Source organism: Pandoraea commovens, from assembly GCF_902459615.1.
Taxonomy (GTDB): Bacteria; Pseudomonadota; Gammaproteobacteria; order Burkholderiales; family Burkholderiaceae; genus Pandoraea; species Pandoraea commovens.
Window position 1 is genome coordinate 85,702 of the sequence record NZ_CABPSA010000002.1, and the last position, 24,301, is coordinate 110,002.

At 62.3% G+C, this 24,301-nt stretch carries 24 protein-coding genes and 1 tRNA gene; all 25 read right to left on the reverse strand.

The window, feature by feature from the left end:
• Nucleotides 1–10: 10 nt before the first annotated feature.
• Nucleotides 11–1,288 carry an oligosaccharide repeat unit polymerase gene (locus PCO31010_RS06660; RefSeq protein ID WP_150663595.1) on the reverse strand — a complete coding sequence of 426 codons (1,278 nt, stop codon included), beginning with the start codon at nt 1,286–1,288 and terminating at the stop codon, nt 11–13.
• A 126-nt stretch (nt 1,289–1,414) separates the two neighbouring features.
• Nucleotides 1,415–3,421 (reverse strand): asparagine synthase (glutamine-hydrolyzing), encoded by a 2,007-nt coding sequence (gene asnB / locus PCO31010_RS06665; RefSeq protein WP_150663596.1) that lies wholly within the window; start codon nt 3,419–3,421, stop codon nt 1,415–1,417.
• 2 nt (nt 3,422–3,423) lie between these two features.
• Entirely contained in the window at nt 3,424–4,626 is a 1,203-nt protein-coding gene (locus PCO31010_RS06670) for a lipopolysaccharide biosynthesis protein (RefSeq protein ID WP_174984452.1), read from the reverse strand.
• A 173-nt stretch (nt 4,627–4,799) separates the two neighbouring features.
• Nucleotides 4,800–5,915 carry a DegT/DnrJ/EryC1/StrS family aminotransferase gene (locus tag PCO31010_RS06675; protein ID WP_150663598.1) on the reverse strand — a complete coding sequence of 372 codons (1,116 nt, stop codon included), beginning with the start codon at nt 5,913–5,915 and terminating at the stop codon, nt 4,800–4,802.
• Nucleotides 5,912–6,394, reverse strand: a complete 483-nt coding sequence (locus PCO31010_RS06680; protein WP_150663599.1) for an acyltransferase — start codon at nt 6,392–6,394, stop codon at nt 5,912–5,914. Before PCO31010_RS06680 ends, PCO31010_RS06675 begins: the two co-directional genes overlap by 4 nt.
• Nucleotides 6,391–7,455 carry a Gfo/Idh/MocA family protein gene (locus PCO31010_RS06685; RefSeq protein ID WP_150663600.1) on the reverse strand — a complete coding sequence of 355 codons (1,065 nt, stop codon included), beginning with the start codon at nt 7,453–7,455 and terminating at the stop codon, nt 6,391–6,393. The genes PCO31010_RS06680 and PCO31010_RS06685 overlap by 4 nt, the downstream gene beginning before the upstream one ends.
• Nucleotides 7,456–7,566: 111 nt before the next feature.
• Nucleotides 7,567–8,733 (reverse strand): nucleotide sugar dehydrogenase, encoded by a 1,167-nt coding sequence (locus PCO31010_RS06690; protein ID WP_150663601.1) that lies wholly within the window; start codon nt 8,731–8,733, stop codon nt 7,567–7,569.
• The gene (locus PCO31010_RS06695; protein WP_150663602.1) at nt 8,730–9,101 is read right to left on the reverse strand and encodes a MarR family EPS-associated transcriptional regulator; all 372 of its coding nucleotides are present in this window, start codon (nt 9,099–9,101) and stop codon (nt 8,730–8,732) included. Before PCO31010_RS06695 ends, PCO31010_RS06690 begins: the two co-directional genes overlap by 4 nt.
• A gap of 280 nt (nt 9,102–9,381) precedes the next feature.
• Nucleotides 9,382–9,457, reverse strand: a tRNA-Ala gene (locus PCO31010_RS06700).
• Nucleotides 9,458–9,561: 104 nt separating this feature from the next.
• Nucleotides 9,562–11,271 (reverse strand): thiosulfohydrolase SoxB, encoded by a 1,710-nt coding sequence (gene soxB / locus PCO31010_RS06705; RefSeq protein ID WP_150663603.1) that lies wholly within the window; start codon nt 11,269–11,271, stop codon nt 9,562–9,564.
• A gap of 100 nt (nt 11,272–11,371) precedes the next feature.
• Entirely contained in the window at nt 11,372–11,866 is a 495-nt protein-coding gene (locus PCO31010_RS06710; protein WP_150664162.1) for a TlpA family protein disulfide reductase, read from the reverse strand.
• Between the two features lie 123 nt (nt 11,867–11,989).
• Nucleotides 11,990–12,640, reverse strand: coding sequence for a sulfur oxidation c-type cytochrome SoxX (soxX, locus tag PCO31010_RS06715; RefSeq protein WP_150662036.1), 651 nt, complete (start codon nt 12,638–12,640; stop codon nt 11,990–11,992).
• Nucleotides 12,641–12,659: 19 nt separating this feature from the next.
• Nucleotides 12,660–13,478 carry a sulfur oxidation c-type cytochrome SoxA gene (gene soxA, locus PCO31010_RS06720; RefSeq protein ID WP_150664163.1) on the reverse strand — a complete coding sequence of 273 codons (819 nt, stop codon included), beginning with the start codon at nt 13,476–13,478 and terminating at the stop codon, nt 12,660–12,662.
• Between the two features lie 171 nt (nt 13,479–13,649).
• On the reverse strand, nt 13,650–13,961 hold the full coding sequence (soxZ, locus tag PCO31010_RS06725) for a thiosulfate oxidation carrier complex protein SoxZ (protein WP_150663604.1): 312 nt from the start codon (nt 13,959–13,961) through the stop codon (nt 13,650–13,652).
• A gap of 33 nt (nt 13,962–13,994) precedes the next feature.
• Entirely contained in the window at nt 13,995–14,462 is a 468-nt protein-coding gene (gene soxY, locus PCO31010_RS06730; RefSeq protein WP_039393898.1) for a thiosulfate oxidation carrier protein SoxY, read from the reverse strand.
• A 108-nt stretch (nt 14,463–14,570) separates the two neighbouring features.
• Entirely contained in the window at nt 14,571–14,900 is a 330-nt protein-coding gene (locus PCO31010_RS06735) for a c-type cytochrome (protein ID WP_150663605.1), read from the reverse strand.
• A gap of 81 nt (nt 14,901–14,981) precedes the next feature.
• Entirely contained in the window at nt 14,982–16,229 is a 1,248-nt protein-coding gene (locus tag PCO31010_RS06740; protein WP_246184493.1) for a c-type cytochrome, read from the reverse strand.
• Complete coding sequence (gene soxC, locus PCO31010_RS06745) at nt 16,213–17,625, reverse strand: sulfite dehydrogenase (protein WP_150663606.1); 1,413 nt, start codon at nt 17,623–17,625, stop codon at nt 16,213–16,215. The genes PCO31010_RS06740 and soxC overlap by 17 nt, the downstream gene beginning before the upstream one ends.
• Before the next feature lie 32 nt (nt 17,626–17,657).
• The gene (locus PCO31010_RS06750) at nt 17,658–18,005 is read right to left on the reverse strand and encodes an ArsR/SmtB family transcription factor (RefSeq protein ID WP_150577994.1); all 348 of its coding nucleotides are present in this window, start codon (nt 18,003–18,005) and stop codon (nt 17,658–17,660) included.
• 402 nt (nt 18,006–18,407) lie between these two features.
• The gene (locus tag PCO31010_RS06755) at nt 18,408–20,210 is read right to left on the reverse strand and encodes a ShlB/FhaC/HecB family hemolysin secretion/activation protein (protein WP_150663607.1); all 1,803 of its coding nucleotides are present in this window, start codon (nt 20,208–20,210) and stop codon (nt 18,408–18,410) included.
• 209 nt (nt 20,211–20,419) lie between these two features.
• Entirely contained in the window at nt 20,420–21,733 is a 1,314-nt protein-coding gene (locus PCO31010_RS06760; protein ID WP_150663608.1) for an NAD(P)/FAD-dependent oxidoreductase, read from the reverse strand.
• 11 nt (nt 21,734–21,744) lie between these two features.
• Nucleotides 21,745–22,230, reverse strand: a complete 486-nt coding sequence (locus tag PCO31010_RS06765) for a c-type cytochrome (RefSeq protein WP_150663609.1) — start codon at nt 22,228–22,230, stop codon at nt 21,745–21,747.
• 26 nt (nt 22,231–22,256) lie between these two features.
• Nucleotides 22,257–23,054 carry a BON domain-containing protein gene (locus PCO31010_RS06770; RefSeq protein WP_150663610.1) on the reverse strand — a complete coding sequence of 266 codons (798 nt, stop codon included), beginning with the start codon at nt 23,052–23,054 and terminating at the stop codon, nt 22,257–22,259.
• Nucleotides 23,055–23,174: 120 nt separating this feature from the next.
• The gene (locus PCO31010_RS06775) at nt 23,175–23,762 is read right to left on the reverse strand and encodes a phosphoheptose isomerase (RefSeq protein WP_039393910.1); all 588 of its coding nucleotides are present in this window, start codon (nt 23,760–23,762) and stop codon (nt 23,175–23,177) included.
• A gap of 131 nt (nt 23,763–23,893) precedes the next feature.
• Entirely contained in the window at nt 23,894–24,247 is a 354-nt protein-coding gene (locus PCO31010_RS06780; protein WP_150664165.1) for a YraN family protein, read from the reverse strand.
• Nucleotides 24,248–24,301: the final 54 nt, after the last annotated feature.

The following is a 24,301-nucleotide window of genomic DNA, read 5'->3' on the forward strand; positions in this document are numbered from 1 at the left end:
ACTGTTGCCGCTATACGGTGCGATCAATTCGTTTCGACGACTTAAGTCGCACGAATACGATGATCATCAAAAGAACGATGAAGCCGTTACTCAGCATTGTCCCGATCAATCCAGCAGTATACAGGCCAAGCGCGAAGAGGAGCCAGCATGCACCCGCAGCGACATCATGGGACCGCACCAACAACCGGAGAATGCAACCGGCCATCAACGAGAAGAAAACGACGCCCAAAATACCGAAATTTACATACGATTCGATAATAAAAACCGAATTCGCGGAACCGGTACCCGTCTCGTTTTGGCCCCATTGCAATGCAAAGACCAGTTGCTCGAAAGGAATACGCACCTGGCCGGTCAAGCCGGCAAGAAAACTGCTGGTTGCGCCGTCGAGCAGCGAACCGCTGAACTGCGTATCGAACAAGCGCAGACCGTCGGCCGCCGTCACCATGGGAATGACGATCGTTCGCCAGACCACATGCTCGAGCGGACTCGACGGAACGTAGTTGGGCGAGAAGAAACTGACAGTCGATGCCACCCCTGTCTCGCCTGCGCCTGAAACCACCGCCATGAAAAGCACCAGGCCGACCATGGCGAGCAACAGTACGCCTGGGCGAATTCGCGATCGGATATGTCCCGCGACGACCAGATAGAACAGCGGAATGAGCGCCTTGAGAAAGAACGCTTTTTCAAGAAAACTGATGGAATAGAAAAAGAAGAAGAACAGGCCCAGCCATCGCCCCCGCATGCGGCTAAGGAACATGCGTGCAAGGCAATAAGGAATCAATGCGCCGGTAAAAAGCGCATTGATGTAGACAAAACTCTGCTGCCATCCTTCGCGCGCTTTTAGAAAACGCTCGCGCAATTCCGCCAATGTCGCCGGATCTGCACCGGCAATGGCCGCCAAAATAGGAATGCGTTCGGCGGTCGCCCAGGCAAGCACGGCGAATAACGCAAAGGCAATCCATACCGGCCAGACGAATCCCTTCTCGCTCAACACCAGGCGTTTGCGGTGCGAAGAGACCAACGGATCGAAAATCGGCGTTATCGAACCCAGCGTAATGCACAGCGCCGAAATGATCGAAAGGAACGAGAGTTCGAGAAGATACGGGTAGTCGAAGAACAACAGGCTAACGACGAGCGGCACAAGACAATAGCCGATCACGATCATCAGCGGAAACACAATGCCCGACGACCGGATATCGACGATAGCTTCCAACGCTGTCCGGCGACGTGACTTCGTTTTCTGACGGTCGTCGGAAGTGAGGGCATTCGCGCTAACGGGTTTAACCATAAGTTCCTATGTTTCGTGGACGCGCCAGCCAATAGCCCGCTGACGCTCTCTCCATTGAAATCCCACGTGAGGGGGCGCGGTCTGCATGATCCACAGGCCCATGCCGCCGGCCGCCGACGTGGAAGATCAAGCGGCCACGTCGAATGTCTTTGCCCACTTACCGGCGGAAATGGTTCGCCAGTAACGGAAATCAAACTTCTTCTCGCCACGCACCACGGCGTCGAAGCGATCGACGATGCCCGGCGAGACGTATCCCGGCAACCGTGCCACCGACTCCTCAAGCTCGCGCCGGAACATCTGCACGTACGCAGGGTCGCGCACCCATGCCGGCTCGGCGGTCACAAACCCCATCTTGTCGCGGCGATCCAGCACCGCGTCCGGGACCAGCCCGCGCATCGACTCGCGAAGCACACGCTTGGACACCCCGCCGCCGACCTTCTCGGCGTCGTCCATCGCCAGCGCGCATTCGACCACGCGATAGTCGAGGAATGGCACGCGAGCCTCAAGGGAGAACGCCATCGAGTTCCGGTCCTCCCAATGCAGCAGGCGCGGCAGGTTCGTGGACACCAGTTGGGCCACAGACAACTCCCGGACCGACGTGGTGCGCCCACCCACAACCTCATACGGGTTGCGCTCCAGCACGCGCCGTGCGCCCGGTGCCAGCCAATCCTGGTCACTGTAGGCACGACCATCGAACTTGCCGAGCAGGCTGACGAGTTTCGGGTACAGATACGCGGCAGTGTAGCCTATCGAACGAACGCCCGAGAATCCGATCTCCTGACGCATCGCAGCCGCCTCGCGCATCCACCCCGAGAGATTTCCGCTGCGCACGAGTCCTGCCAGATAGGCACCGAAGAATCCACGGTAGCCGCCAAAGATCTCGTCGGCGCCCTGGCCGTCGAGCATCACCACAATATCGTTACGGCTTGCCAGATCGAAAACGCACCATTGCGCGAAGATCGACGTCGAGCCGAAAGGCTCGTCCTGATGCCAGACCAGCTTGTCGACCTGATCGAACAGTCGCGAAGGCTCCGGCGTGACGAAATGCGCTTCCGTGCCCGCCGCCTCGATGACCGTGCGTGCGAATCGGGTCTCGTCGAAGGCGGCGTCGTTCGAGCCGGCCGTGAACGTCTTCAGTGCCGCCGTACTGCCGACCGCGCTCAGTCCCTTGCGCATCAGGCAAACAATGGCAGACGAATCCAATCCACCCGACAGGCAGGAGCCGACCGGCACATCGGCACGAAGGCGCAGCGACACGGCACTCGCCATCAGCTCCGGCAGCATGTCGACCGCCTCGCGCGACGAATAGCTCGCCGGCTTGACCTCGTACCAGCGCTCGATGTGCAGCGCCTGTGCACCGGCCTTGCCCGTCGGCGACTGCCAGTCCTTCAGGTTCAGCACCATGAAGCTTCCGGCCGGCAACTGACGGACGCCAGCGAACGTGGTGCGATCCGTATGGTCCGTGATGTCCCAGGCGAGGAAATCGAGCAACTGCGTCTCGTCTGCCCGGGCCTTCCAGCCGTCGGCCTGTGCAAGCACCTTGATCTCCGATGCGAAGGCAAACCGACCGCCTTCCACCGTGTAATAAAGCGGCTTCACGCCGAAGCGGTCACGGGCGAGGAACACCTCTTGCGTGCGCGCGTCGTAAATCGCCAGCGCCCACATGCCGTTGAACCGGCGCAGGCAGTCCTTACCCCATGCCATATAGGCGGCGAGAATGACCTCGGTATCCGATTCGGTCTCGAACCGGAAACCCTCGGCCTTCAGCTCTTCGCGCAACTCGATGTAGTTGTAGACCTCGCCGTTGTACGTGATCCAGTAGCGGTCGCCGTACATGCACGGCTGGTGGCCGCGCAGCGACAAGTCGACGATCGACAGGCGGCGATGACCGAACGCCAGTCCGCCCGCCGCACTGCGCCATTGCGGGTCGATACGCTCGCGCGGCGTGTACGCCAGATCGGCCTGCATGACGTGGTCGGGCGTATCCGCGCCACCGAAATGCACCTCGTGGCCGTCCGAAATCACCATGAAGCCCTCGTCGTCCGGCCCGCGGTGACGAATCGACTGGCTCATGCGAATGAGCTCGTGCCCGTTAAAGGGCTGCGACTGAAGTAAACCGAAGATCCCGCACATACTTATTTACGAAGAGCCCAAAGAATGATCTTGAGATAGATGCCGTAAAGTACCGCTTCGTGTACGGCATACGCAGTGGCGTACGAATTCAGGTCCAGATGCCTTGCCAGCCACGGCAAGATCGTGACGGCCGAACAGAAATACAGAATCTGCCAGGCCAGCGCCAGATCGAACCGGCGTAGCGAAATCAACACGGTACTGAGCGGCGACACACACGCCCGCACCGCCACAGCAAACGTGACCGCCACGACCAGCTCACGGTCGATCGTCCACTTCGGACCGAGAAAGAAGCGAAGGATGTCGGCCCCCGCGAACCACACGACCGGTAGCGCAACCACCAACCCCGCGCCCATGAGCATCATCAGACGGCTCACAAGATGTCGGATGGCCGGCTTGTCGTCGCGAATCTCAGCCGTGTGACGCAACATGATCTGGCCGAGACTGATGCTCGCCAGCATCATCGGCGCGCCGATCAGACGTTGAACCTGCGAATACACCCCGGTCGACGCGGTGCCGTAATGGGACACCACGATCCAGATGCACAGGCTGTATCCGACCACGTCGAGTACCGCCCCCGGCAGACTCAGCATCGGCAATTGCCGGTGTCTCGCCGCCGCTTCGCGCCAGGGCACCGCATCGGTGGCCGCTTTCGCGAAATATCGCCCGCTACGCCAGCCCGCGACAAGGAACGACAGCGCGTAGGCCCACAACACACCCACGGCCGGAATCGAGGCCAGCGCGATAAACACAATGCCCTGGCTGGCGCGCTGAATGCCCGCGCCGCGATAGTCGCCCTGACGCAGCAAGTAGGCGTTCGTCGCCTGAAAGATCCCCACTGCCGCCACACACACGCCGATCAGCCAGGGGCGCTGCGCCATCGTGTCGAGCACCGCGCCCAAATGCCATGAACCGGGAAGCAACGCGAGACAAACGGTCACGACCACGGCAAGCAACAGACACGACATCACGGAGACCGACATCAGGCCGCGAATCTCGTCCTCGTTCGCGCCCGGAATCGCCATGTCGTAACGAAGGCACGCGAGCGCCATCGAAATATTGCCCACCGTGAGCAACACGGCCAGCGTGCCGAAATCGGCCGGCGAGTAGATACGCGACAACAGCGGCGTCGCCAGAACGATGGCACCTTGTCCGACCGCCGTTCCGATCGCAACGGCGCCTGCACTGCGAAACAATCGAGCTAGCAAAAACTCACCTTGATGAAGTCGCTTCGTCCCGGATGCGTTAACCCTCGGGACGCGCAATGCAATGAACGAAGCGGCATCGTCTGCCGGGGCATCCGCACGACATGCGCCGGCACCCGGGCCAGTGCATACCGCAACATGCGGTATGCGTGCCCTGCGTGTGAAGCGGATCGTGCTTACTTACCCTCGTCGAACGCCTTGATAGCGGCGACCACGATGTCCATCTGTGCGTCGGTCAGTTCCGGGAAGATCGGAATCGACAGAATGCGCGACTGATTGGCGTAGGCGTTGGGGAAGTCGGCAGGCGTGTGACCCAGACGTTGATACGCCGGCAGGAACGGCAAAGCGACCGGGTAGTTGATCACGGTCGGGATGCCCTTGGCGCCCAGATACTTCGCCAGCTCATCACGACGCTCATGCTCGATGACGTACAGATGCCAGACCGGCTCGCGCCCTTCGGCGATATGCGGGACCTTGATCGAGGGCACGTCAGCCAGCAGCTTCGTGTAGCGTGCGGCGCGCTCCTGACGCTGCGCCGTCCACTTCGGCAGATGCGGCAGCTTGACCGACAGAATCGCCGCCTGAAGACCGTCGAGGCGGCTGTTGATCCCTTCGATCTGGTGATCGCCCTTCGTCAGACCACCGTGACGTGCAAACATGGCCATCTTGTCGGCCAGCGCGGAATCGTTGGTCGTTACGGCACCGGCATCGCCCATCGCACCGAGGTTCTTGCCCGGATAGAACGAATACGAGGCGGCATCGCCGAACGTGCCCACTTGCTTGCCCTTGTACTGCGCGAGGTGCGCCTGGGCGCAATCTTCGAGCACCCAGAGCTTGTGCTTGCGGGCGATTTCCATGATCGGATCCATGTCCGCCGCCTGACCGTACAGGTGAACGGGGATGATCCCCACGGTCTTCGAGGTGATCTTCGACTCGAGCGAACGCGGGTCCATCGTGTAGGTTTGCGCGTCCGTATCGCAGAAGACCACCGTGCCGCCAGCCTGCGTAATCGTCTCGGTCGTCGAGATCCACGAGTGCGCCGGCGCAATCACTTCGTCACCCGGCTTCACACCCAGCGCGAACATCGCGATGTAGAGCGAGTCGGTGCCGTTGGCGCACGACACGCAGTGCTTGCTTTGCATCAGTTCGGCGAACGCCTTTTCGAACTTGTCGACGTACGGGCCGCGCACGAACATCGATTTCTCGATGACTTCGGCGATCACAGCGTCGATATCGTTCTTGATGCCCAGATACTGGGCGTGCAGGTCGACGAAGGGGATGTTATTGCTCATAGCGTCTGCTCAATGTCCAGTTTTTTGACGAGGCGTGCGGGATTGCCGGCGTAGATGCCAGGCACTTCGATGTTCTTTGTCACAACGGCGCCGGCGCCGATCACCACACCGTCGCAGATCGTGACCGGCAAAATGGTGGCATTGCTACCGATGGAAACGCGATTGCCGATCCGGGTACTCTTCCAGAGCGACTTGTTGCCACGCGCCGGACCGCCGGTCGAAAACACGTCGTTGATGAACATCACGCCGTGCCCGATGAAGCAGTCGTCGCCGATGTCGACCAATTCGCAAACGAATGCATGCGACTGCACCTTCGTGCGATGACCGATGGTGACGCTTCGTTGAATTTCGACGAAGGGACCGACGAATACGTTGTCGCCGATGGTGCAGCCGTACAGATTGGCAGGCTCGATGACCGTCACGTTCTCACCGAACATGACGTCGACGATGCCCGACTTCAGAATCCGGGGCGAACTCAAAAGGTGCCCCCGAGCTTGCAGTGCTGCGGACGGAAGCGCAGATGCACTTCCTTACCGGTCTCGATGGACTCGTAAATGGCGTTGATCAGTTCCAGGCTCTTGCGCCCTTCCAGACCGTCGACCAGATGGCGACGATTGTTCTGAATGCAGTCCACCACGTGTTCGTAATAAGCCTGGTGACCGAAACCGTACACGTTCGGCGGATTCACGGAGTACTTCTCCATGACGTCTTCGTCGCCCGGCATCGGTTCGGTGAAGTTCCAGACCTTCATCTTGTTCACGGCGAATCCGCCCACTTCCACGGTACCGGTCTCGCCCAGCACCGAGATCGAACCTTCGAGGTCTTTCGGACGCACGGCCGTGGTCGCCTCGATGACGCCCAGTGCCCCGTTGCGGAACTTGAGCGTGACAACTGCCGTGTCTTCGGCTTCGATCTTCGCCAGTGCCGTCGTGCCGCGAGCGAATACGCTGTCGACTTCGCCGAGCATCCATTCGAGCATATCGACGTGATGGCTCGCCTGATTGGTCAGCACGCCGCCGTCCATCGCCCAGGTGCCGCGCCAAGGGGCCTGATCGTAATATTCCTGCGTACGGCACCAGCGCACGCGCACCGTGCCGAGCACGAGCTTGCCGAAGCGGCCTTGCTCAAGCGCTTCGCGAAGCTTCACCACCGGCACGTTGAAGCGGTTCTGCTTCACGACGAACAGCTTGACGCCCGCGTTATCGCACGCGCGAATCATGGCGTCGGCGTCGTCGAGCGTCAGCGCCATCGGCTTTTCCACCACGACGTGCTTGCCGTACTTGGCCAGGTCCACCACGTTGCGGGCGTGATTGCCGCTTTCCGTCAGCACAACGACCGCATCGATGTTCTTCACGGTCTGCATCATTTGATGCATATCCGTGTAATGCGGGACCGAAAAGCGCTCGCCGAAGTCCTTTGCTTTCGCTGCATCGATATCGCACACGGCAGACAGCTGTGCACCTTCAATCTGCTTCAGACCGAGAAGTTCTGCATGTCGCTTGGCAATGCGACCACATCCCACCAACGCAAAATTCAACATCACACCCACCTGTATGTATGCAAATCAAATGATCATTCGTGGATTTCGCAAAACCCGTTGGCTTTGCTCACGACGCTTGTCGCTACGCCCCGGCGGAGATCATCGGGCGAATTAATCGCTGCCGAAAAGATCCCGCGTATATACCTTGTTCAGAACGTCCGCCAGCGCATCCGTTTTTCGGTTAGCGATGATAACGTCTGAATCTCGTTTGAACTCGTCCAGATCCCAGACGACGCGGAAGTGATTGAATTCTTCTTCTTTCAGCGTCGGCTCGTAGACGATGACTTCAATCCCGCGCTGCCGGATCTTCGTCATGATTTCCTGAATACTCGATGCGCGGAAATTATCGGAACCGGCCTTCATGATCAGACGGTAGACGCCGACCACCTTCGGCTTTTGCCGACAAACTTCATTGGCGATAAATTCCTTGCGCGTCGCATTCGCTTCCACAATCGCGTGAATCAGATTCTGCGGAACGTCGCGATAGTTCGCCAACAGCTGCTTGGTGTCCTTCGGGAGGCAGTAGCCCCCGTAACCGAAGCTCGGGTTGTTGTAGTGCGTGCCGATGCGCGGATCGAGGCCGACGCCGTCGACAATCTGACGCGAATCGAGGCCGTGCGCGGCCGCGTAGCTATCGAGCTCGTTGAAGTAAGCGACGCGCATCGCGAGGTACGTGTTCGCGAACAGCTTGATCGCTTCGGCTTCCGTACTGCCGGTGAATAGCGTCGGAATGTCCTGCTTGATCGCACCGCGCTTGAGGAGATTCGCAAAGGCTTCGGCACGCGCGGACTGCTCACCCACGACGATCCGCGAGGGATGGAGGTTGTCGTAAAGGGCTCGACCTTCGCGGAGGAACTCGGGTGAAAAAATCAGGTTTTCCGTACCGAATTGCTCGCGAGCATTGAGCGTATAGCCGACCGGAATGGTCGACTTGATGATCATCACAGCGCTCGGATTCACGTCCAGAACATCGCGAATCACCGCTTCGATCGACCGGGTGTCGAAATAATTCGTATCGGGATCGTAGTCCGTCGGCGTCGAAATGATGACGTAATCCGCACCGGCGTACGCTTCGTGCTTGTCGAGCGTAGCGCGGAAATTCAACGGCTTGTGCCTCAGGTATTCCTCAATCTCCGCGTCGTCGATGGGCGACTCGCGGCGATTGAGCATATCGACCTTTTCCGCAACGATATCGAGGCAGACGACTTCGTTATGCTGGGCCAGCAGAATGCCATTGGAAAGGCCAACGTATCCGGTTCCCGCGATGGCGATCTTCATTGGGTCACTCCCTGAAAATCGCCGTCCTGCTCGTCTTTGACTTCCTGCTTCAACGCCATGATCTCTGCTTTCAGCAATTCGTATTCTTCCATCTTGCGTTTGAGGAACCGGCTCGTCAGCGCCGCCTTCTGCGAAATACCGCGCGGCGTAAGAACGTAGACGTATCCGAACTTATTCTTCGAATTCGCAAAGTTCTGCATCTTCACCCAGCCCTTGTCCATCAGCGCTTTAAGGCAGTAATTCAAACCGCCTACACTGACGCCCAATTGCTCCGCCAATTCGCGTTGGGTCAGGTCCGGATTTTCATGCAGTATTCGCAATACCCGAAAATAGGTGTCCTCTTGTGTCTTGGCTTGTCGGCTTTGCATAAAACTGCCCATATCCCTCTGAATGGCACAGAACTCGACACATCTCGGTATACGCCACGCCTTTGCCCGCCCGGGAAATACCGGCGCACGACAAATGAGGTTTGTTTGAAGTTGAACAATTGTACTCGGAATCCCATTTGCCGGTCCAGCGCACTGGTTTCACCTTGGTGAAAGCGACCGGAACGGCACGGAAACCCGAAATTGATAAGCAGAAAAGACCGGGACGCCGAAAGCAAAAAACCTTGGAACACATTGTGCTTCCAAGGTTTTCCGATTCGGGTGGTGGAGCGGAGGAGGATCGAACTCCCGACCTTCGCATTGCGAACGCGACGCTCTCCCAGCTGAGCTACCGCCCCACACGAAGCTCTAATTATAGCGATTTTTCCGGGCGCGGCGAGCCGCCGACAAAATTGCTCGGGATTGCCCGTCCGGCGAGCCATCCCTGCGTTTTCGGAACGCTTCAGGCGGACCCCAGATTGCCCTTCATCCCCTTGATGACAGGGACTTTCGGCGCTTTCGCGACAATCGTCTTTTGCGCCTTGAGATGGCGAGCCACGACGTCCCAGACCGGCTCACCCTGCGCGCCTTCCGCCACCGGCGCCCAACCGGCCACCTTGTAGGTCTTGCCCGCCTCGATGAGCTTGCCGTTCAGGCGCATTTCCGAAATCCGCTGCCCCATCGGCGCCATCGGATCGATGGTGTAGTCCATGCCGCCCACGCGCACCATATCGCCGCCCTGCTGGTAATACGGGTCCGGGTTGAACAGGTTGTCCGCCACGTCTTCGAGCACCGTCTTGATCGTCTCACTGGTCATGGGGGTGAGGGTCGTGTACGGATAGGTAATCGCCGTCTGGTCGAGCAGTTGCTCCATCGTGATCGCCTGGCCCGGCAGCAGCGACGTCCCCCAGCGAAAGCCCGGCGAGAAACCGATCTCGGCGTCCTTCTCGGCCATCACGGCGTCGAGCAGCAACTGGTCGAAGGTGCCATTGAAGTTGCCTCGGCGGTACAGCGTGCCTTCGGTGACCGCCAGCGGCTCGGCCAGCTTCGCCGCGAACGGTGCGCGCACGCGCTCGATGAGCGTCTGCATTTGCGCGTCCGCCGGCAGCAGGTTCGCGAACACCGGCAGGAGCTTGTAGCGGAAATCCACCGGCTTGCCGCCCTTCACGTCGAAGTCCAGCACCGCGAGGAACTTGCCGTTCGAGCCTGCATTGGTGACGAGCGTCTTGCCGCCAGCGTTTTCCACCACGACCGGCTTGGGCACGCCGTCATGCGTGTGGCCGCCGAGAATCGCGTCGATGCCGCGCACGCGCGACGCCAGCTTCAGGTCGACGTCCATGCCGTTGTGCGAGAGCACCACGACCACCTGTGCGCCCTTGCCGCGCACTTCGTCGACCATCGACTGCAAACGCTCTTCCTGAATGCCGAACGTCCAGTCGGGCACGAAGTAGCGCGGATTCGCGATCGGGGTGTACGGGAACGCCTGACCGATGATGGCCACCGGCACGCCGTTCATTGTCTTGATGGTGTACGGTGCGAACACCGGATCGCCGAAGTCGTTCGTCTGCACGTTCTGTGCGACGAAGTCGATCTTGCCCTTGAGTTGCTCTTCGACGACGGACTTCACGCGCTCCGCGCCGTAGGTGAATTCCCAGTGCGCCGTCATGACGTCGACGCCGAGGGCCAGCGTGGCGTCGACCATGTCCTGACCCTTCGTCCACATGGCGGTGCCGGAGCCTTGCCACGTGTCGCCGCCGTCGAGCAGCAGCGCCCCCGGGCGCGACGCCCTCATGCGCTTGACCAGCGTCGCCAGATGCGCGAAGCCGCCGACCTTGCCGTACGTGCGCGCAGCGGCGGCGAAATCGAGATAGGTGAAGGCGTAGGCATCCTGCGTGCCAGGACGCAATCCGTAGGCCTTCAGGAAAGCGTCGCCCACGAGGTGCGGTGCCTTGTTGGCCTGCTCGCCAATGCCCAGATTGACGCTCGGTTCACGGAAGTAGATCGGCAGCAACTGCGCGTGGCAGTCGGTGAAGTGCAGCAGATGCACGTTGCCGAATTTCGGCAGATCGTAGAACGCGGCGGCTGCCTTGGCCGCTGCCGTCTCATGATGCGACAGCGCCATCCCGCCTGCGGCCGCCACTGCCAGTACTTGCATGAACTCGCGTCGATTCATCTCGTCTCCGTTGCATCTGCGGGGCGAACGCATCTCACAATGCGTCGCCGCTGTTATTCGTGCGCGTTGGCTTTTGCGTCGATTCGCTCGTCGCGCCAGTTCACTTGCCTGCGTAGTCCGCGAGCGCCGCCACGTCCTCACCGAACATCTCGCCGACTTCCTTGCGCAAGACCTTGCCGTTGCGTCCGATCACGTACAGCTCCGGCAACCCGCGACGCTTGCCCAGCGCCGCCTGCCAGGCGTCCGTCTCCATCCCGGCGGGGAACGTGTAGCCGTGCGCCTTGATGTAATCGATAGCCTCTTGCGGCTTCTTGTCGATGGACAGCGTGACGATCTGGATCGGCTTGCCGCGCGTCGCTTCGTAAAGCTTCTGCACGTGCGGATTCTGCTGCGCACAGAACGGGCACCACGACGCCCAGTACTCGACGATGACCGTGCGGTCCTTGAAGGCGCTGGCGGGCAGCGTCTTGCCATCGAGCAACGTGAGCGACGGCAGTGTCACGGTGTCGCCGACTTCGACCGCCTGCGCAGGCGCGCTCGCGAGCATCGCCACCGCACTCAACACGATGGCCAGTCCATTAGCAGCGCGTGCCATGCGTGCGCGCACACGGCCGGGCCGTTCAGACCGGGCGAAAGCGTCAGATAGGGAAGTCATGCGGCACTCCGGAAGCCGTCGGCGGAGGTTGCCCCTCCGCCCGCACGGCAAAGGACAATCGCCTTATTGATTGACCGGCGAGGCCGGGTCGAGCAGCAGTGCCATGACATCCTTCAACTGCTTTTCCGTCAGGATGCCTGCCGCCCCGAAGCGCGGCATATTGGAGCAGGCCATGTAGCTGTGCGAGTCGTAGACCTTCGCCCACGTGTACTTGACCACTTCGGGCGAATCGCCGCGCAGCTTGCCGTAGTTATAGAGCGACGGACCGATGTTGCCGAACGAGATCTCGCTCTTGGTCAGTTGATGGCAGGCGTAGCAGTTGCCGCCGTTGACGGTGTCGGCCTTGTCGGTGAACTGCATGCCGCGTCCGTTCTGGGCGACCTTCTCGCCCTCCTTCCAGTCGCCGAGGTACTTGCCGTCCGCCGGTGCCTTGACGTTCGCCAGTTCGGCCTTTTGCAGACGCTCGGCGATCTTCGCCGGCATCGGCTTGGTCGCGTACTGCGTGCACAGCTTCTGCAATTCGCTCTGATCGATGCGATCGAGCTGCGCGATGCCCGAGCCACGGAACGAGTCGCGCAGTTCCTGCACGACGGCCGCGTCGGTAGTGCCGGTGACGCGCTTCACGCCGTCATCCTGAGCGAAGGCTGCGCCGACGACGAGAGCCCCGGCCGCTGCCAGCGCGACACACGTCGCGCGCAATGCGAATGATTTCATGGGTGTGCCTCGCAATCGGTCAGCGCTTCAGGCCGGGGGCGTCCATCTTGCCGCCGTTGGCCATCACACCGAGGAAAGTAATCAGATCGATCGACGCCTGCGAACCATAGTTCAGCTCGGGCATGCGCTGCTGACGGAAGCAGTCGTACATGCGCCACTGAATCGTGCGCAGCGCGCCTTGCGAGACACGGTAGCCCGGCCACGTCGCGAAGGCCTGACGTGCGGCCGCCGGTTTGGTCAGGTTCGGCAGATCCTGCAAGCGAATGCGCTTGTCGTCCGCCCCGTGGCACGAGGCGCACGAGAAGTCGTACGGACCGGCACGGTAATAGAAAATCTTCTGGCCGCGCGCGTAGGCTTCCTTCTCTTCCTTGTGCGACTGCGGCACGCGAATGAGTGCACCGCGCGACTGACCTGCCACGTAAGCGGTAAGCGCTTCGAGATCGGTCGGATCCTGGCCTTCCTTGGAGAACGGTTGCTTGATGACGTCCGCGCGCTTGAAGCCTTGCAGATTCACCATGCATTCGACGATGCGCGACTCGCCATCGAGCACACGTTTCGTATCCGGGAAGTAGCGCGGCAGTTGCGCGTAGGCGTCTTTCACGACACCGGCGCCGAGCCCGAGGTCGCACTGCGCGAGCGACACGTTGTTCGGGCCACGCGGCGTCTTCCAGAGTTCTTCGCCGCGCATTTCGATAAGTTCCGCCGGGTTGCCGTCGGCGAGCATTTCGCGATATTGCGCGATGGCGTCGGCCGTCGAGTTGTCGGCCGCGTTTGCGGTGCCGACGAGCGTGGCGACGGGCACGCCGACGCCCGCAATGGCGAGCAGGCCACCCAGCACGGTACGGCGCAGCCATGCCGCCGATGTGATGTCGCGTGGGGTGCTCACCCGTGCGCTATGTTGCGCCTCTAGCATCTGACTCTCCTCTTTTTGTGGGTTGTTCGGCGCACCACGGGCAGACGCGTTTCGTCTTCCCGCGAGCGCCACCGCACAGCTTCCCGGCATCGCCTGTCAGGCGACGGTCACCTCGTCGGTACGCGAGTCGCCCTTGTTGTCGGTCCACGTCACCGCGACCTTGTCGCCCTTCTTGCCGCCCTTGAACTTGAACGACATGAACGGATCCTTCGACACGGCCGGACCCCATTCGGCCGTCAGCACCGTCTTGCCGTTGCAGGTGACCGTGACCGTCTGGATGAAGTGTGCGGGGACGATGTTACCGGAAGCGTCCTTGCGCTGGCCGGTTTCCATGATGTGGCTCATCAGCGCCTTCACTTCGACGACACCGCCGGCCTCGGTTGCGCGAATGCGCATCGGATTACCCATGTTGTGCTCCTCTAGCCTTATTCGATGCGTCGCTCAACCGCCGCAGCCACCCAGCGTGACCTTGATTTCCTTCTCGGCCACGAGGTACTTGTTGTCTGCCTTGACCAGCGCGTAGACCTTCGACGTCTGGCCCATCTTCACGCGCGTGGTGACCGACGGCTCGGTGCCGTCGGGAATATCGAACGACGCGGCGAGCGTGTTCGGATTCTTCTCGATCAGGATGGCGATCGATTGCGTATTCGGGGCCTTGCTCGTCACTGCCACCGGCACGACCGCGCCGTTTTCGGCGATGTCGGGAGCCGTCAGCACGACCAGGTCGCTGGGGCTCGCGCTCGTGCCGCCGAGCGCCTTGACCGTATCGGCCACGCTCTTGGTGGCAAACGCCGCCTTGTTCCATTCCACCTGTGCCGCGCGGGCCTCTTCGGGCTTGATCAGCCCGGCGGCCACCGCCAGTCCCATTACCGCGGAAAACCGCAGCATGTCGCGTCGCTGTTGGTTCATCTCTGTGTGTTTCCTCTTTGAAGGCCGCCGGCGCACGTCTGAACACTTCATGCGTGACGCCGGCCGCCGTTCGCTCGTCCGATGTTCCGGCGAGCCCCCTGCCCCTGCTTACTTCGCCGGGGCGCCAGCCAGAACCCAATCCACCAGGATCTTGGCGTCAGCATCCGACATATTCGGGTGAGCCGGCATCGGGATCGGCCCCCAGACACCCGAACCACCACTCTTCACCTTCTTGACCAGCTTGGCCACCGCATCCTTGTCGCCCTTGTACTTGGCAGCGACTTCCTGATACGACGGGCCCACGAGCTTCTTGTCGACCGCGTGGCAACCCATACAGGCGTTGGCTTGCGCGAGCTTGGTCGCAGCGGCGACATCGACACCTGCATGAGCCAGCGAAGTACCGGCAAGCATGGCCGCAGCGATGAGCATCTTCTTCATTCTTACTCCTTCGGTTTGTGTTGGGGACGGGGTCCTGCGGCGGCCTGGAGAGTCGGCGCATCCGTCGGACACCCTGCCCGCTCAATGTGCACCACGAAGAATCCAGTCGACCATCGTACGGATATCGGTTTCTGCAACCTGTGATTGCGGCGGCATAGGCATGCTGCCCCAATTACCGGCACCTCCGGCACGTATCTTCGCCACCAGTACATCAGTCGCATTCGACTGCCCATGGTACTTGGCGGCGACCTCCGAGAAGGCGGGCCCGATCTTCTTGTCGGTAACGCCGTGACAGGCCAGACAACCGTTCTTATCCGCAAGCGTTGCTGCCGGTGACGTCGCAGCGGCGGTTTGGGCCGGCGCGTCCGGACTCGCCATACCGAGCGTGGCGAGAGCCGCAGTCCTGCGCACCGACGCATTTTGCGCGGCGGTGCCCGACAGCGGCGGCAGCTTCGTATCGACACCACGCACCGGGCCGATGACCCGGTTTTGCGCGGCCAGATCTCCATGTGCGTCGCGGGCGTACGCAGGGAGTGCGGACGTCACGATACCAGCCTCAGGGCAATCCTGCATACACGCCTTGTTATGGGTATCCGGTTTGTCGCCCACGCGCCACATGCCGTGCGCACGCGTCATGCCGTTGCGATTGGGCATCAGTTTCTGCACGTCGCCGATGTTCTTATCCGACAGCACGAAGTCCGCCGGCACGATCTCGCCGAGGTTCAGGATGTAGGCCGTCACCGCGTACACCTCGTCGGGTGTGAGCGAGCGCGGCGCGTTCCACGGCATGGCGCGACGGATGTAGTCCCACATGGTGGAGACCGTATCGACCTTCATGAGCGTGGTGCGCACCGGCTGATTGTTCGCGCGCAGCGAGGCGACGTGGCCCGTCTTGATGTCGTCGGCCGTCGTGCCGCCCACCAGTGGATTGAAGACCTCGTTGCTCTCCCCGAACGTGCCGTGGCACGACGCGCAGCGCGCATCGAACAGCTTCTGCCCGTCGGCGACCGAACCTTGCCCCTTGGGGAGCCCCTTGAAATCGGGACGTACGTCAATGTCCCACGCGCCGAGTTCTGCGGGCGTGGCGTCGCGTCCGATACCGCCCGGGGCTTTGATAGGCGATGCAGGCGTCGCCGACGTCACGGAGGCGGCCTGCGACGCCTGCGTTGCCTTCGCGGCGTGTGCAGGCGTTGCAAACCACGTGGCGACGGTCAGTCCCGCGACGGCCAGCGCACCGGCCCAGAGCGCAGCAATCGCGGTGGATTGCGCGCGACGGCGCAGCGTTCTCATGGACACGCGCATCGGCATGCGCTCAGTCGACGTGAACATTGGTCACCTCCCCGTTCGCTGCCACCTGCCACGTCTGGATCGCATTGTTGTGATAGATCGACTTGGTGCCGCGCACTTCGCGCAGTTGTCTGTAGCGCGGTTGCACGAAGCCGGTTTCGTCGACGGCACGGCTTTGCAGCAAGGCGGGCGAGCCGTCCCACTGCCAGTCGAAGTTAAAGCGCGTGAGGCATTTCGGGAGCACCGGCGATTCGAGCCGCGCGGCGCGCCACGATTTGCCGCCATCGGTGGAGACGTCCACGCGTTTGATCCGTCCTCTGCCCGACCATGCAAGGCCCGTCACATTGAAGTAGCCCCGGTCGAGCAGGGCCTGTCCACCCGAGGGCGACGTGATGACGGACTTGCACTCCTGAATCGACGTGTACTGACGGTGCTGGCCGTCGGGCATCAGATCGACGTAGTGACTGGTTTCATCCTTGGTATTCCACGGCGCGTCGCCGACTTTGATGCGACGCAGCCATTTCACCCACGACACGCCCTGCACGCCCGGCACCACCAGACGCAGCGGGTAGCCGTTCTCCGGGCGCAGCATTTCGCCGTTCATCCCCCAGGCGACGAGTACGTCCGAGAGCGCCGCCTCCATGGAGATGGTGCGCGTCATGCCGGAGCCGTCGCCCCCTTCAGCCAGCACGAACTGGCCTTTCTTCGTGTCTGCGCCCACATCGTCGAGCAACACGGACAGCGGCACGCCGGTGAACTCGCAGCACGACAGCATGCCGTGCGTGTACTGGACGGTCGGCACGGCGGCATTGCCCCACTCCATGCCGGTGTTCGCCCCGCATTCGATGAAGTGCATGCGCGAGACGGACGGCAGTCGCATGATGTCGTCCATCGTGTACACCTTCGCTTCGCGCACGAGGCCGTGCACCATCAGTCGGTGCTGCGTCGGATCGATCTCCTGCCAGCCCTGATGGTGACGCTCGAAGTGCAGGCCGCTGGGCGTGATGATGCCGAACAGGCCCTGAAGGGGCGTGAAGGCGACCGAGGCCTGCGCCGTCTGCGTAAGCCCCGGCGACTGACGCCGTTGCAGGTTCGCCTCGTACTTCGACGGCATGCCATAGGGACGTGCCGCCACCGGCTGGCCAAGCGACGTGGCCCACGGGCGCGGCTCGAGAATCATCGGGTCACCGGCACCCGGCACGCCGTTGGGCGCGTCGGCGGCAAATGCCGCACCGCCCGCGAGTGCCGCGCCTGCGGCGAGGAAACTGCGTTGCAGAAAGCCGCGTCGCGAGGGGTTCAACCCGTCGCGCGTGACGTCGGCAGCGAACGTGCCGTCGATGAAATTCTCCGGAGCCCGGCGCAAACGGCCGGCTCGCGATTTGTCATCGCTTGTTTTGCTCACCCCTGTCTCCTCGCGTTTTGTGGCGTCCGCCAGCATCGCGAGGACACTGGCGGGTTACAGCTTATGTATTAATTTCCGCGTGGCATGAAGCCATCGACGGCACGCTCTGGCAGCGCTTCCTCCTCGATTCGGCCAGCCACCTGCACGCACACGGCGCGACAGATCTCGACCACCCCGGTATCCGCAATCGTGTAGTACACCTGGTTCCCGTCGCGACGCCGCGAGAGCACCCCCGCCTGATACATCGCGCCGAGATGCCGGGACACGTTGGTCTGCGACGACCCGACTTCCGTCACCACCTCGTTCACCGAGCGCTCGCCCCCGCACAGCGCGTGTAGGATCTTCAGCCGCGTCGGCTCGGACAGCAGGCTGAAGTAGTGCGACACCTTTTCGAATACGCGATCGAGTTCTTCCATGACGGTCAGTCTTCAAGTTCGTGCGAAGGCACATAGAATTTCGTATATGCCTACATACGCATATACGGATAATCAAAATAATGGGCGAAGGAAGCAAGCTGCACTGCAACATATCGGACACCGATCTATCGGCTGCGCGATGATCGCGGGCGTCCGAAAAGGCGAAGTTTCCGTGTATACGGCTGGATATAGCGCGCGACACTGCAATCGACTGCGAGACGCACGTCGCCATCGGCGTCAGAAGACGCGTCGGAACACACGAAGACCGAGGGAGCATCGGCATCAGGGAAAAACCTGATAAGAAAATTGATGAGGGACGACACAAACAATCGGGGCGACGCTCATGCAGATATTGCACGAGCGTCGCCCCGCAGCATCCTACCGGACCTGGCGGTCCCCCGCTTATTCGAACTGATACGACCAGTTCGCGTTAAAGCGCACCGGACGGTTCGGTGAGTTGGTCGGCGCGTCTGCCATCGGCTTGGCGACCGACAGGTCGAGCGTGTAGTACTTGCTGTCGGAGATGCGCACACCGAGGCCCACGGACGCCAGTTGATTGTGGAACAACTGACCGGCGTTCAGATAGACGCGGGCAGTGTCGAGCAACAGATACGGCTGAATCGTCTTCAGATACCGGAAATCGGTGCGGAACATGCGGTTCAGCTCTATGGATGCGCCCCAGCCCTTGTCCGCCGCAATTTCACCCGCCGGATAGCCCAGACCGTAGCGCTGACCGCCGAACGTCGCTTGCTCGGACGTCGGCAGCGTGTTGCTGCTGTACTGCGCGCCCGCCGAGACGACGACACCGAAGTCCCACGGCAACACCAACCCTTGCTTGGCGTCGAGGTTGAAGCGCCAGAAGGCGAGATCGTACGGCCCGAGAATCTGCTGGATGCCCGCAGGCTGCGTCGTGTACGACTGGCTCGCCCCCATCCCGTTAAAGCCCTTGAAGACGCCCAGCGTGGCGCTGCGCGTTTGCTTCTCGGTCACTTCGTTGTACGCCAGTTGCACCTGTCCGGCGCGAACGTTCGTCTGCGAGTTGATGTTGTTCGGCGAGTTCGGCACTTCGTAACGGTCGCGGGAGTTCACGCCATACATGCCGCCGCTGACCGTCAGGCTGCGCTGGTTGTTGAGCAGGATCGGATACGACAGGCTCACCGCGACGCGCTTGGTGTCGAGGTGACGCGTGAGGCCCGCGAGCGCCTGATCGTCCGGCTGGCCGCGATAGTGCGAGGCGTCGAGCCGCGCCTGAAGCCCGTTCGAGCCCAGCGGCTGTACGTACGACGCTGCGTAGAACTCTTCGTCGTTGTGTCCCTTCGGGGCGATGGCCGTCAACTGGATCTGTTCGCCCAGCGGCGTGAGCGCGTTGCTCGTGACGGTGAAAACGCCGCGAATGCCCGGGTTGTTATACGTGAGCGACGTGCCCAGCGCGACGGGCTGACGCTGCACGTCCAGCGACAGTTCGGTCGCGCCATCGGTCTGCGTGGGTGGCTGCACGTCGGCCTTGATCTTCATGCCGGGCACAAGCGTGAGCAGATTCAGATAGCGCTCGAAGGTCGCGCGCTTGAGCGGACGCTCCGCCTCGATGTGCGCGGCGATGTCGCGCAACCGCTGCTCCGACGGCCCGGGCTTGCCGCTGATCTTCGTGCTGGAGATATACCCTTCGACGATAGTCACGCGTACGAAACCGTCGTTGAAATCCTGCGCGGGGACGAAGGCGAACGACAGCAGGTAGCCCGCGTCCTGATACATCTTCGTGACCTGATTGGCCTTCTCGACGAGATCGCCGACGGTGACTTCCTTGCCAGCCATCGGCGAGAACAGCGCCGCGATCTGCTCGAACGGCAGCGACTTCACGCCCTCGATACCGAAACGCTGCGGGGTGATCTTGCGCGCGAGCAACGACTTGAGCGCGTCTTCCTGTGTCGGCGGCTGGATGTGGATGGTGGCCGGTGCGGCTTTGGGCGCTTCGATCTTCGGCAGACTCTGCATCGGATCGCCGCGCACCGGACTGGCATCGGCCCAGGCGTACTGCGTGCCGAGCAGACTCAGGGAGCAAAGCGATACGGCGACGATCTCGGCAACACGTACGGCACTTCGGCGTACGGTATTGCGGTGTACGACATCACGATTGCGAACAGACTTGACCGAGTCCTCACGCGCGACGCGTGACGCAAGACGGGACTCTCCCTGGCGATACGCCATCCCTATGCCCCCCAACGCTTATTTTTTCGTGGAGCCAGTGTAACCGCGAGGGGTAAGGCCCCGTCAACGGGGGAAACCGGGGGATTGCAGCGCGCCGACAACACGTGCGTCGGGCGCGTCGTAAGGACGTAGGTTGCGCCGCTTAGAGACTCTCCTCCAAACGCGATTCGACCGCGTCGAACGTCGCCCAAACCCGCCTGAACACGGCGTCAGGCCAGCATGTCGGCCCAGATACCCTGCGCCCATGCGAGTCCCAGCGCGAATTCCTCTTGCGTGGCCCGTGGCGACGCGCCGCCCGTGCCTTGCACCGGCATCATGGTGTGCTGCGCTGCGTCATAGCGATGCACGCTGGCGACGTGCATCGCTTCGGTGGACGAAACGAACGTGTAGCAAGTGTTGCTGTATAGCGGTTCGGGATTGACGGGACGGCCGGCTAACGTCGCGACGATGGCCGCCGCGCAGACCTTGCCGTGCTGATTGGCCATGTGACCCGATTTCGGCATTTGGGGCGCGATCTGGATGGCGTCGCCGAGGATATGGATGTCGGGTTGCGCAGCGGAGGCAAAGGTCAGGAAGTCGACGTCGCACCAGCGACCGTTGGCCGTCGCCAGTCCGCTTTGCACGGCGATGTCGCCCGCGCGCATCGGCGGAATGACGTTCAGCACGTCGGCGCGGATTTCCTCACCCAGCTCGAAGCGCGCCAGCGGCGTCTTGCCGTCGGCCACGACCTCCGTGCAGTTGAACTGCGGGTGGTACTCGACCATGTCCGCGAATTGGGTTCGCCAGACGTCGTGGAACTGCTCCGCTTCGGCCAGCACTTCGTTGTTGGCGTCGAAGATCAGCACTTTGGCGCGCGGATTGTGCTGTCGCAGCCATGCCGCCGCCTGACACGCGCGCTCGTAGGGCGCGGGTGGACAGCGGAACGGCGCTTCGGGAATCGTGATGGCGAACACGCCACCGTCGGGCATCGCCTTCAGCCGCGCGTGCAGCGTGGCGGTCTCGCGCGCGTCCGTCCAGCCGACGGACAACGCCTCGCGCGTCGCGGCATCGTTCAGACCGGCGATGGCGTCGCGACGAAGCGAGACGCCGGGCGCGACGATCAGCTTGTCGTAGGCGAGGCTTGCGCCGTCCGCCAGCTTGACCTGCTTGCGCGCCGCGTCGATGGCAGTGGCACGCGTGCGTCGCCAGGCCACGCCGTGCCGCGACACGAGCCGGCCGTATGGCACCGTGAGGTCGCTTACGCGCAGGTTGCCGCCGACCACGAGGTTCGATAACGGAGACGAAACGAAGGCGGGATTCGGTTCCACGAGCGTGACGTCGATCGTGTTACCGGAGAGCACGCGCAGCGCTTTCGCAGCCGTTGCCCCGCCGAACCCGCCGCCAATGACAACCACGCGGGCGCGGCTTTTGACAGGCGTCGGCCAGAGTGGCGCAGCGGATGCAGCGCACGGGATGGACATGCCGACCGTTCCGGCGAGCGCGGCCGTCGAACTCAGGCCGAGAAGGAATTGGCGGCGGTGCATGCGCGGGCGGCCTATCGGGACGAAGCAGAGGGTTGGGGCTGCGCAGCGAAGTACGCGGCGATGCGCTGCAATTCGTCCTCGCGATAGCCCTTGAGCAGTTGCGGCATCAGCGTCGCGGGACGCTTTCCATCACGCAGGGATCGGAGCGAGTCCATCAACTCTGCCGCCGGACGTCCGTCTAGCACGGTCAGCGTCGCCTTCCCCGCGCTGACCGGGGCCGACGCGTTGTGGCAACTCATACAAGCCATCGCCCAATCGCGCGCCTGCCAGTCCGGTTCTGCGCGCGAAGACTGCGCCGCAGAAGGTGCCACGTACACCGGTGACGCCGCGCGTACGCCCGAAGCGGGCGACGCCTCGGCTGCCGAAGCAACCTCCGATACGGCAAACCCAAGGCTTGCCGTCAAAACGAACGCCGCCGCAATCGTCCGGCTCGCCTTGCGGCGAAGGGGACGATTGCGGCGGCGTGTGTCCGGGCAATACCCGGTAAGCATGCGCAAGGAGAAGCTCCGCAGCGCTGCGTCGATCAGTTGCCGGTCTTGTTCGACGGACCCGGCTTGACCGGTCCTTCGCTGATCGGCGCGGGCGACGAGAGCGGCTTGGCCGTCACGGTGTCGTTGCCAATGGGCGTAGTCGTGACCGTGGCCGCATTGGTGTCATCCTGCACCGGCGCCGGGTTCTTTTCGGCTTCGGTCGACAGGCGCTGCGCCTCTTCCGGCTTCACGTATTCATACAGCTTGACGACCTTCTGCACGCCGTCGATGCGGCTCGCCACGTTCGCGCCGATGGTGCCCTCTTCCTGCGACACCAGCCCCATCAGATAGACGTCGCCACGCTCCGTCACGACCTTGAAGACGTTGGCCGAGATTTCCTTCGTGTTGATCAGGTTCGCCTTGACCTTGCTGGTGATCCACGCGTCGTTCGAGCGCGAGCCGAACGAGCTCTTCGGCCCGATGGCCAGTTCGTCGACGATGCCGCGCACGTTGCTGATCTGCTTGACGATGTTCACGGCGGCTTGCTTGGTGGCGTCGTTCGGCACTTCGCCGGTGAGCAGTACGCGACGGTTGAAGACGGTCACATTCACGTGCACGGCGTCGTCGGTCAGCGTATTGGCGATGTTGGCTTCGGCCTTGACCTGAATCTCGCGGTCTTCCGTTTGCGCGCCGACCGAGCGACGGTCAGTGGCAACGAGTGCGCCTGTCGCGGCGCCGCCGAGGATGATGGGGGCGCAACCGGCGAGGGTTGCGGTAATCAGGGCTGCCGCAATCAGCGGCTTAATCACACGTTGCAGACTTTGAACGCTTTGGGCGCGTCGGAAACTCATCGGGCTTTCTCCTTCCAGGATGTTCGGACGGGACGGCCCCCGCCGCGCCCGGTCGGCACCGCTCGCCCCCGCGACCCGGTGCCCGTCACATGATCTTGACGCCTTAAGATGACAATAGGTTCACTCGTCGCCAAGCAGCATCGAGTCGATCAGGTCGCACAGACAGTGAATCGTGAGCAGGTGCACTTCCTGAATACGGGCCGTGCGCTGGGCCGGCACGCAGATGTGCACGTCCAGTTCGCCCAGCACGTCGTTGGTCTTGCCGCCACCCTTGCCCGTGAGCGCGATCACGTGCATGCCGCGCTCGTGTGCGGCCTCGATCGCCTTGAGCACGTTGCCGGAGTTGCCCGACGTGGTGATGGCCAGCAGCACGTCGCCTTCCTGGCCGAGCGCGCGGACCTGCTTGGAGAAGATGACGTCGAAGTTGTAGTCGTTGCCGACGGCCGTCAGGATCGACGAGTCCGTGGTCAGGGCGATGGCCGGCAGTTCGGGGCGTTCGCGCTCGAAGCGGCCGACGAGTTCGGCGGCGAAGTGCTGGCAGTCGGCGGCCGAGCCACCATTACCGCATGCGAGAATCTTGTTGCCGTTGGCGAGGGCCTCGACCATGACGTCCGCAGCGGCGGCGATATGGTGAGCCAGTTCGTCGCGCGCGGCCAGCTTGGTCTCGACGCTATCCGTGAAGTGTTGCTGAATTCGTTCGATCGACATGGTCGTTTGCCAGGGTGTCGCAAAAGCTGCCAGCCTTGCGTGGGCTGGCGTTCAGATGCCGTCAGTCTTGAATGGCGGCAATTTCGCAAGTGTAACAGGGCCGACGGGCAAGGGTTCGGCCGCGCCCCGACTCAGAGGTCGTCCGCTTGAAACGCGTCGGGCAGCCAGTGCACCACGGGCGGACGCCCGTCGAACGTCACCACATCGAAGCGGCATCGCGCCGCCGGACGCCGCAGCAGATAGTGCCGGGCGGCGAGTGTGAGGCGTCGCCGCTTTGCGAGCGTGATGCTTTGCGCCGCCCCCCCGAAGTCGCTGCGCGCACGGGCGCGCACCTCGACGAATACCAGCACGCCGGTTCGATCCCGCATAATGAGGTCGATTTCGCCGCCCCGACACTGATAATTGCGGGCGACGAGCCGCCAGCCGCGCCGCTCCAATAGCGCCTGCGCGCGCCCCTCGAACGAAACTCCTAGCTGATTCGACATGGTTGTTCCGATGCTTTTCGTGACCGGCAAGGCCGGCACTGTCCGAATTCCGAT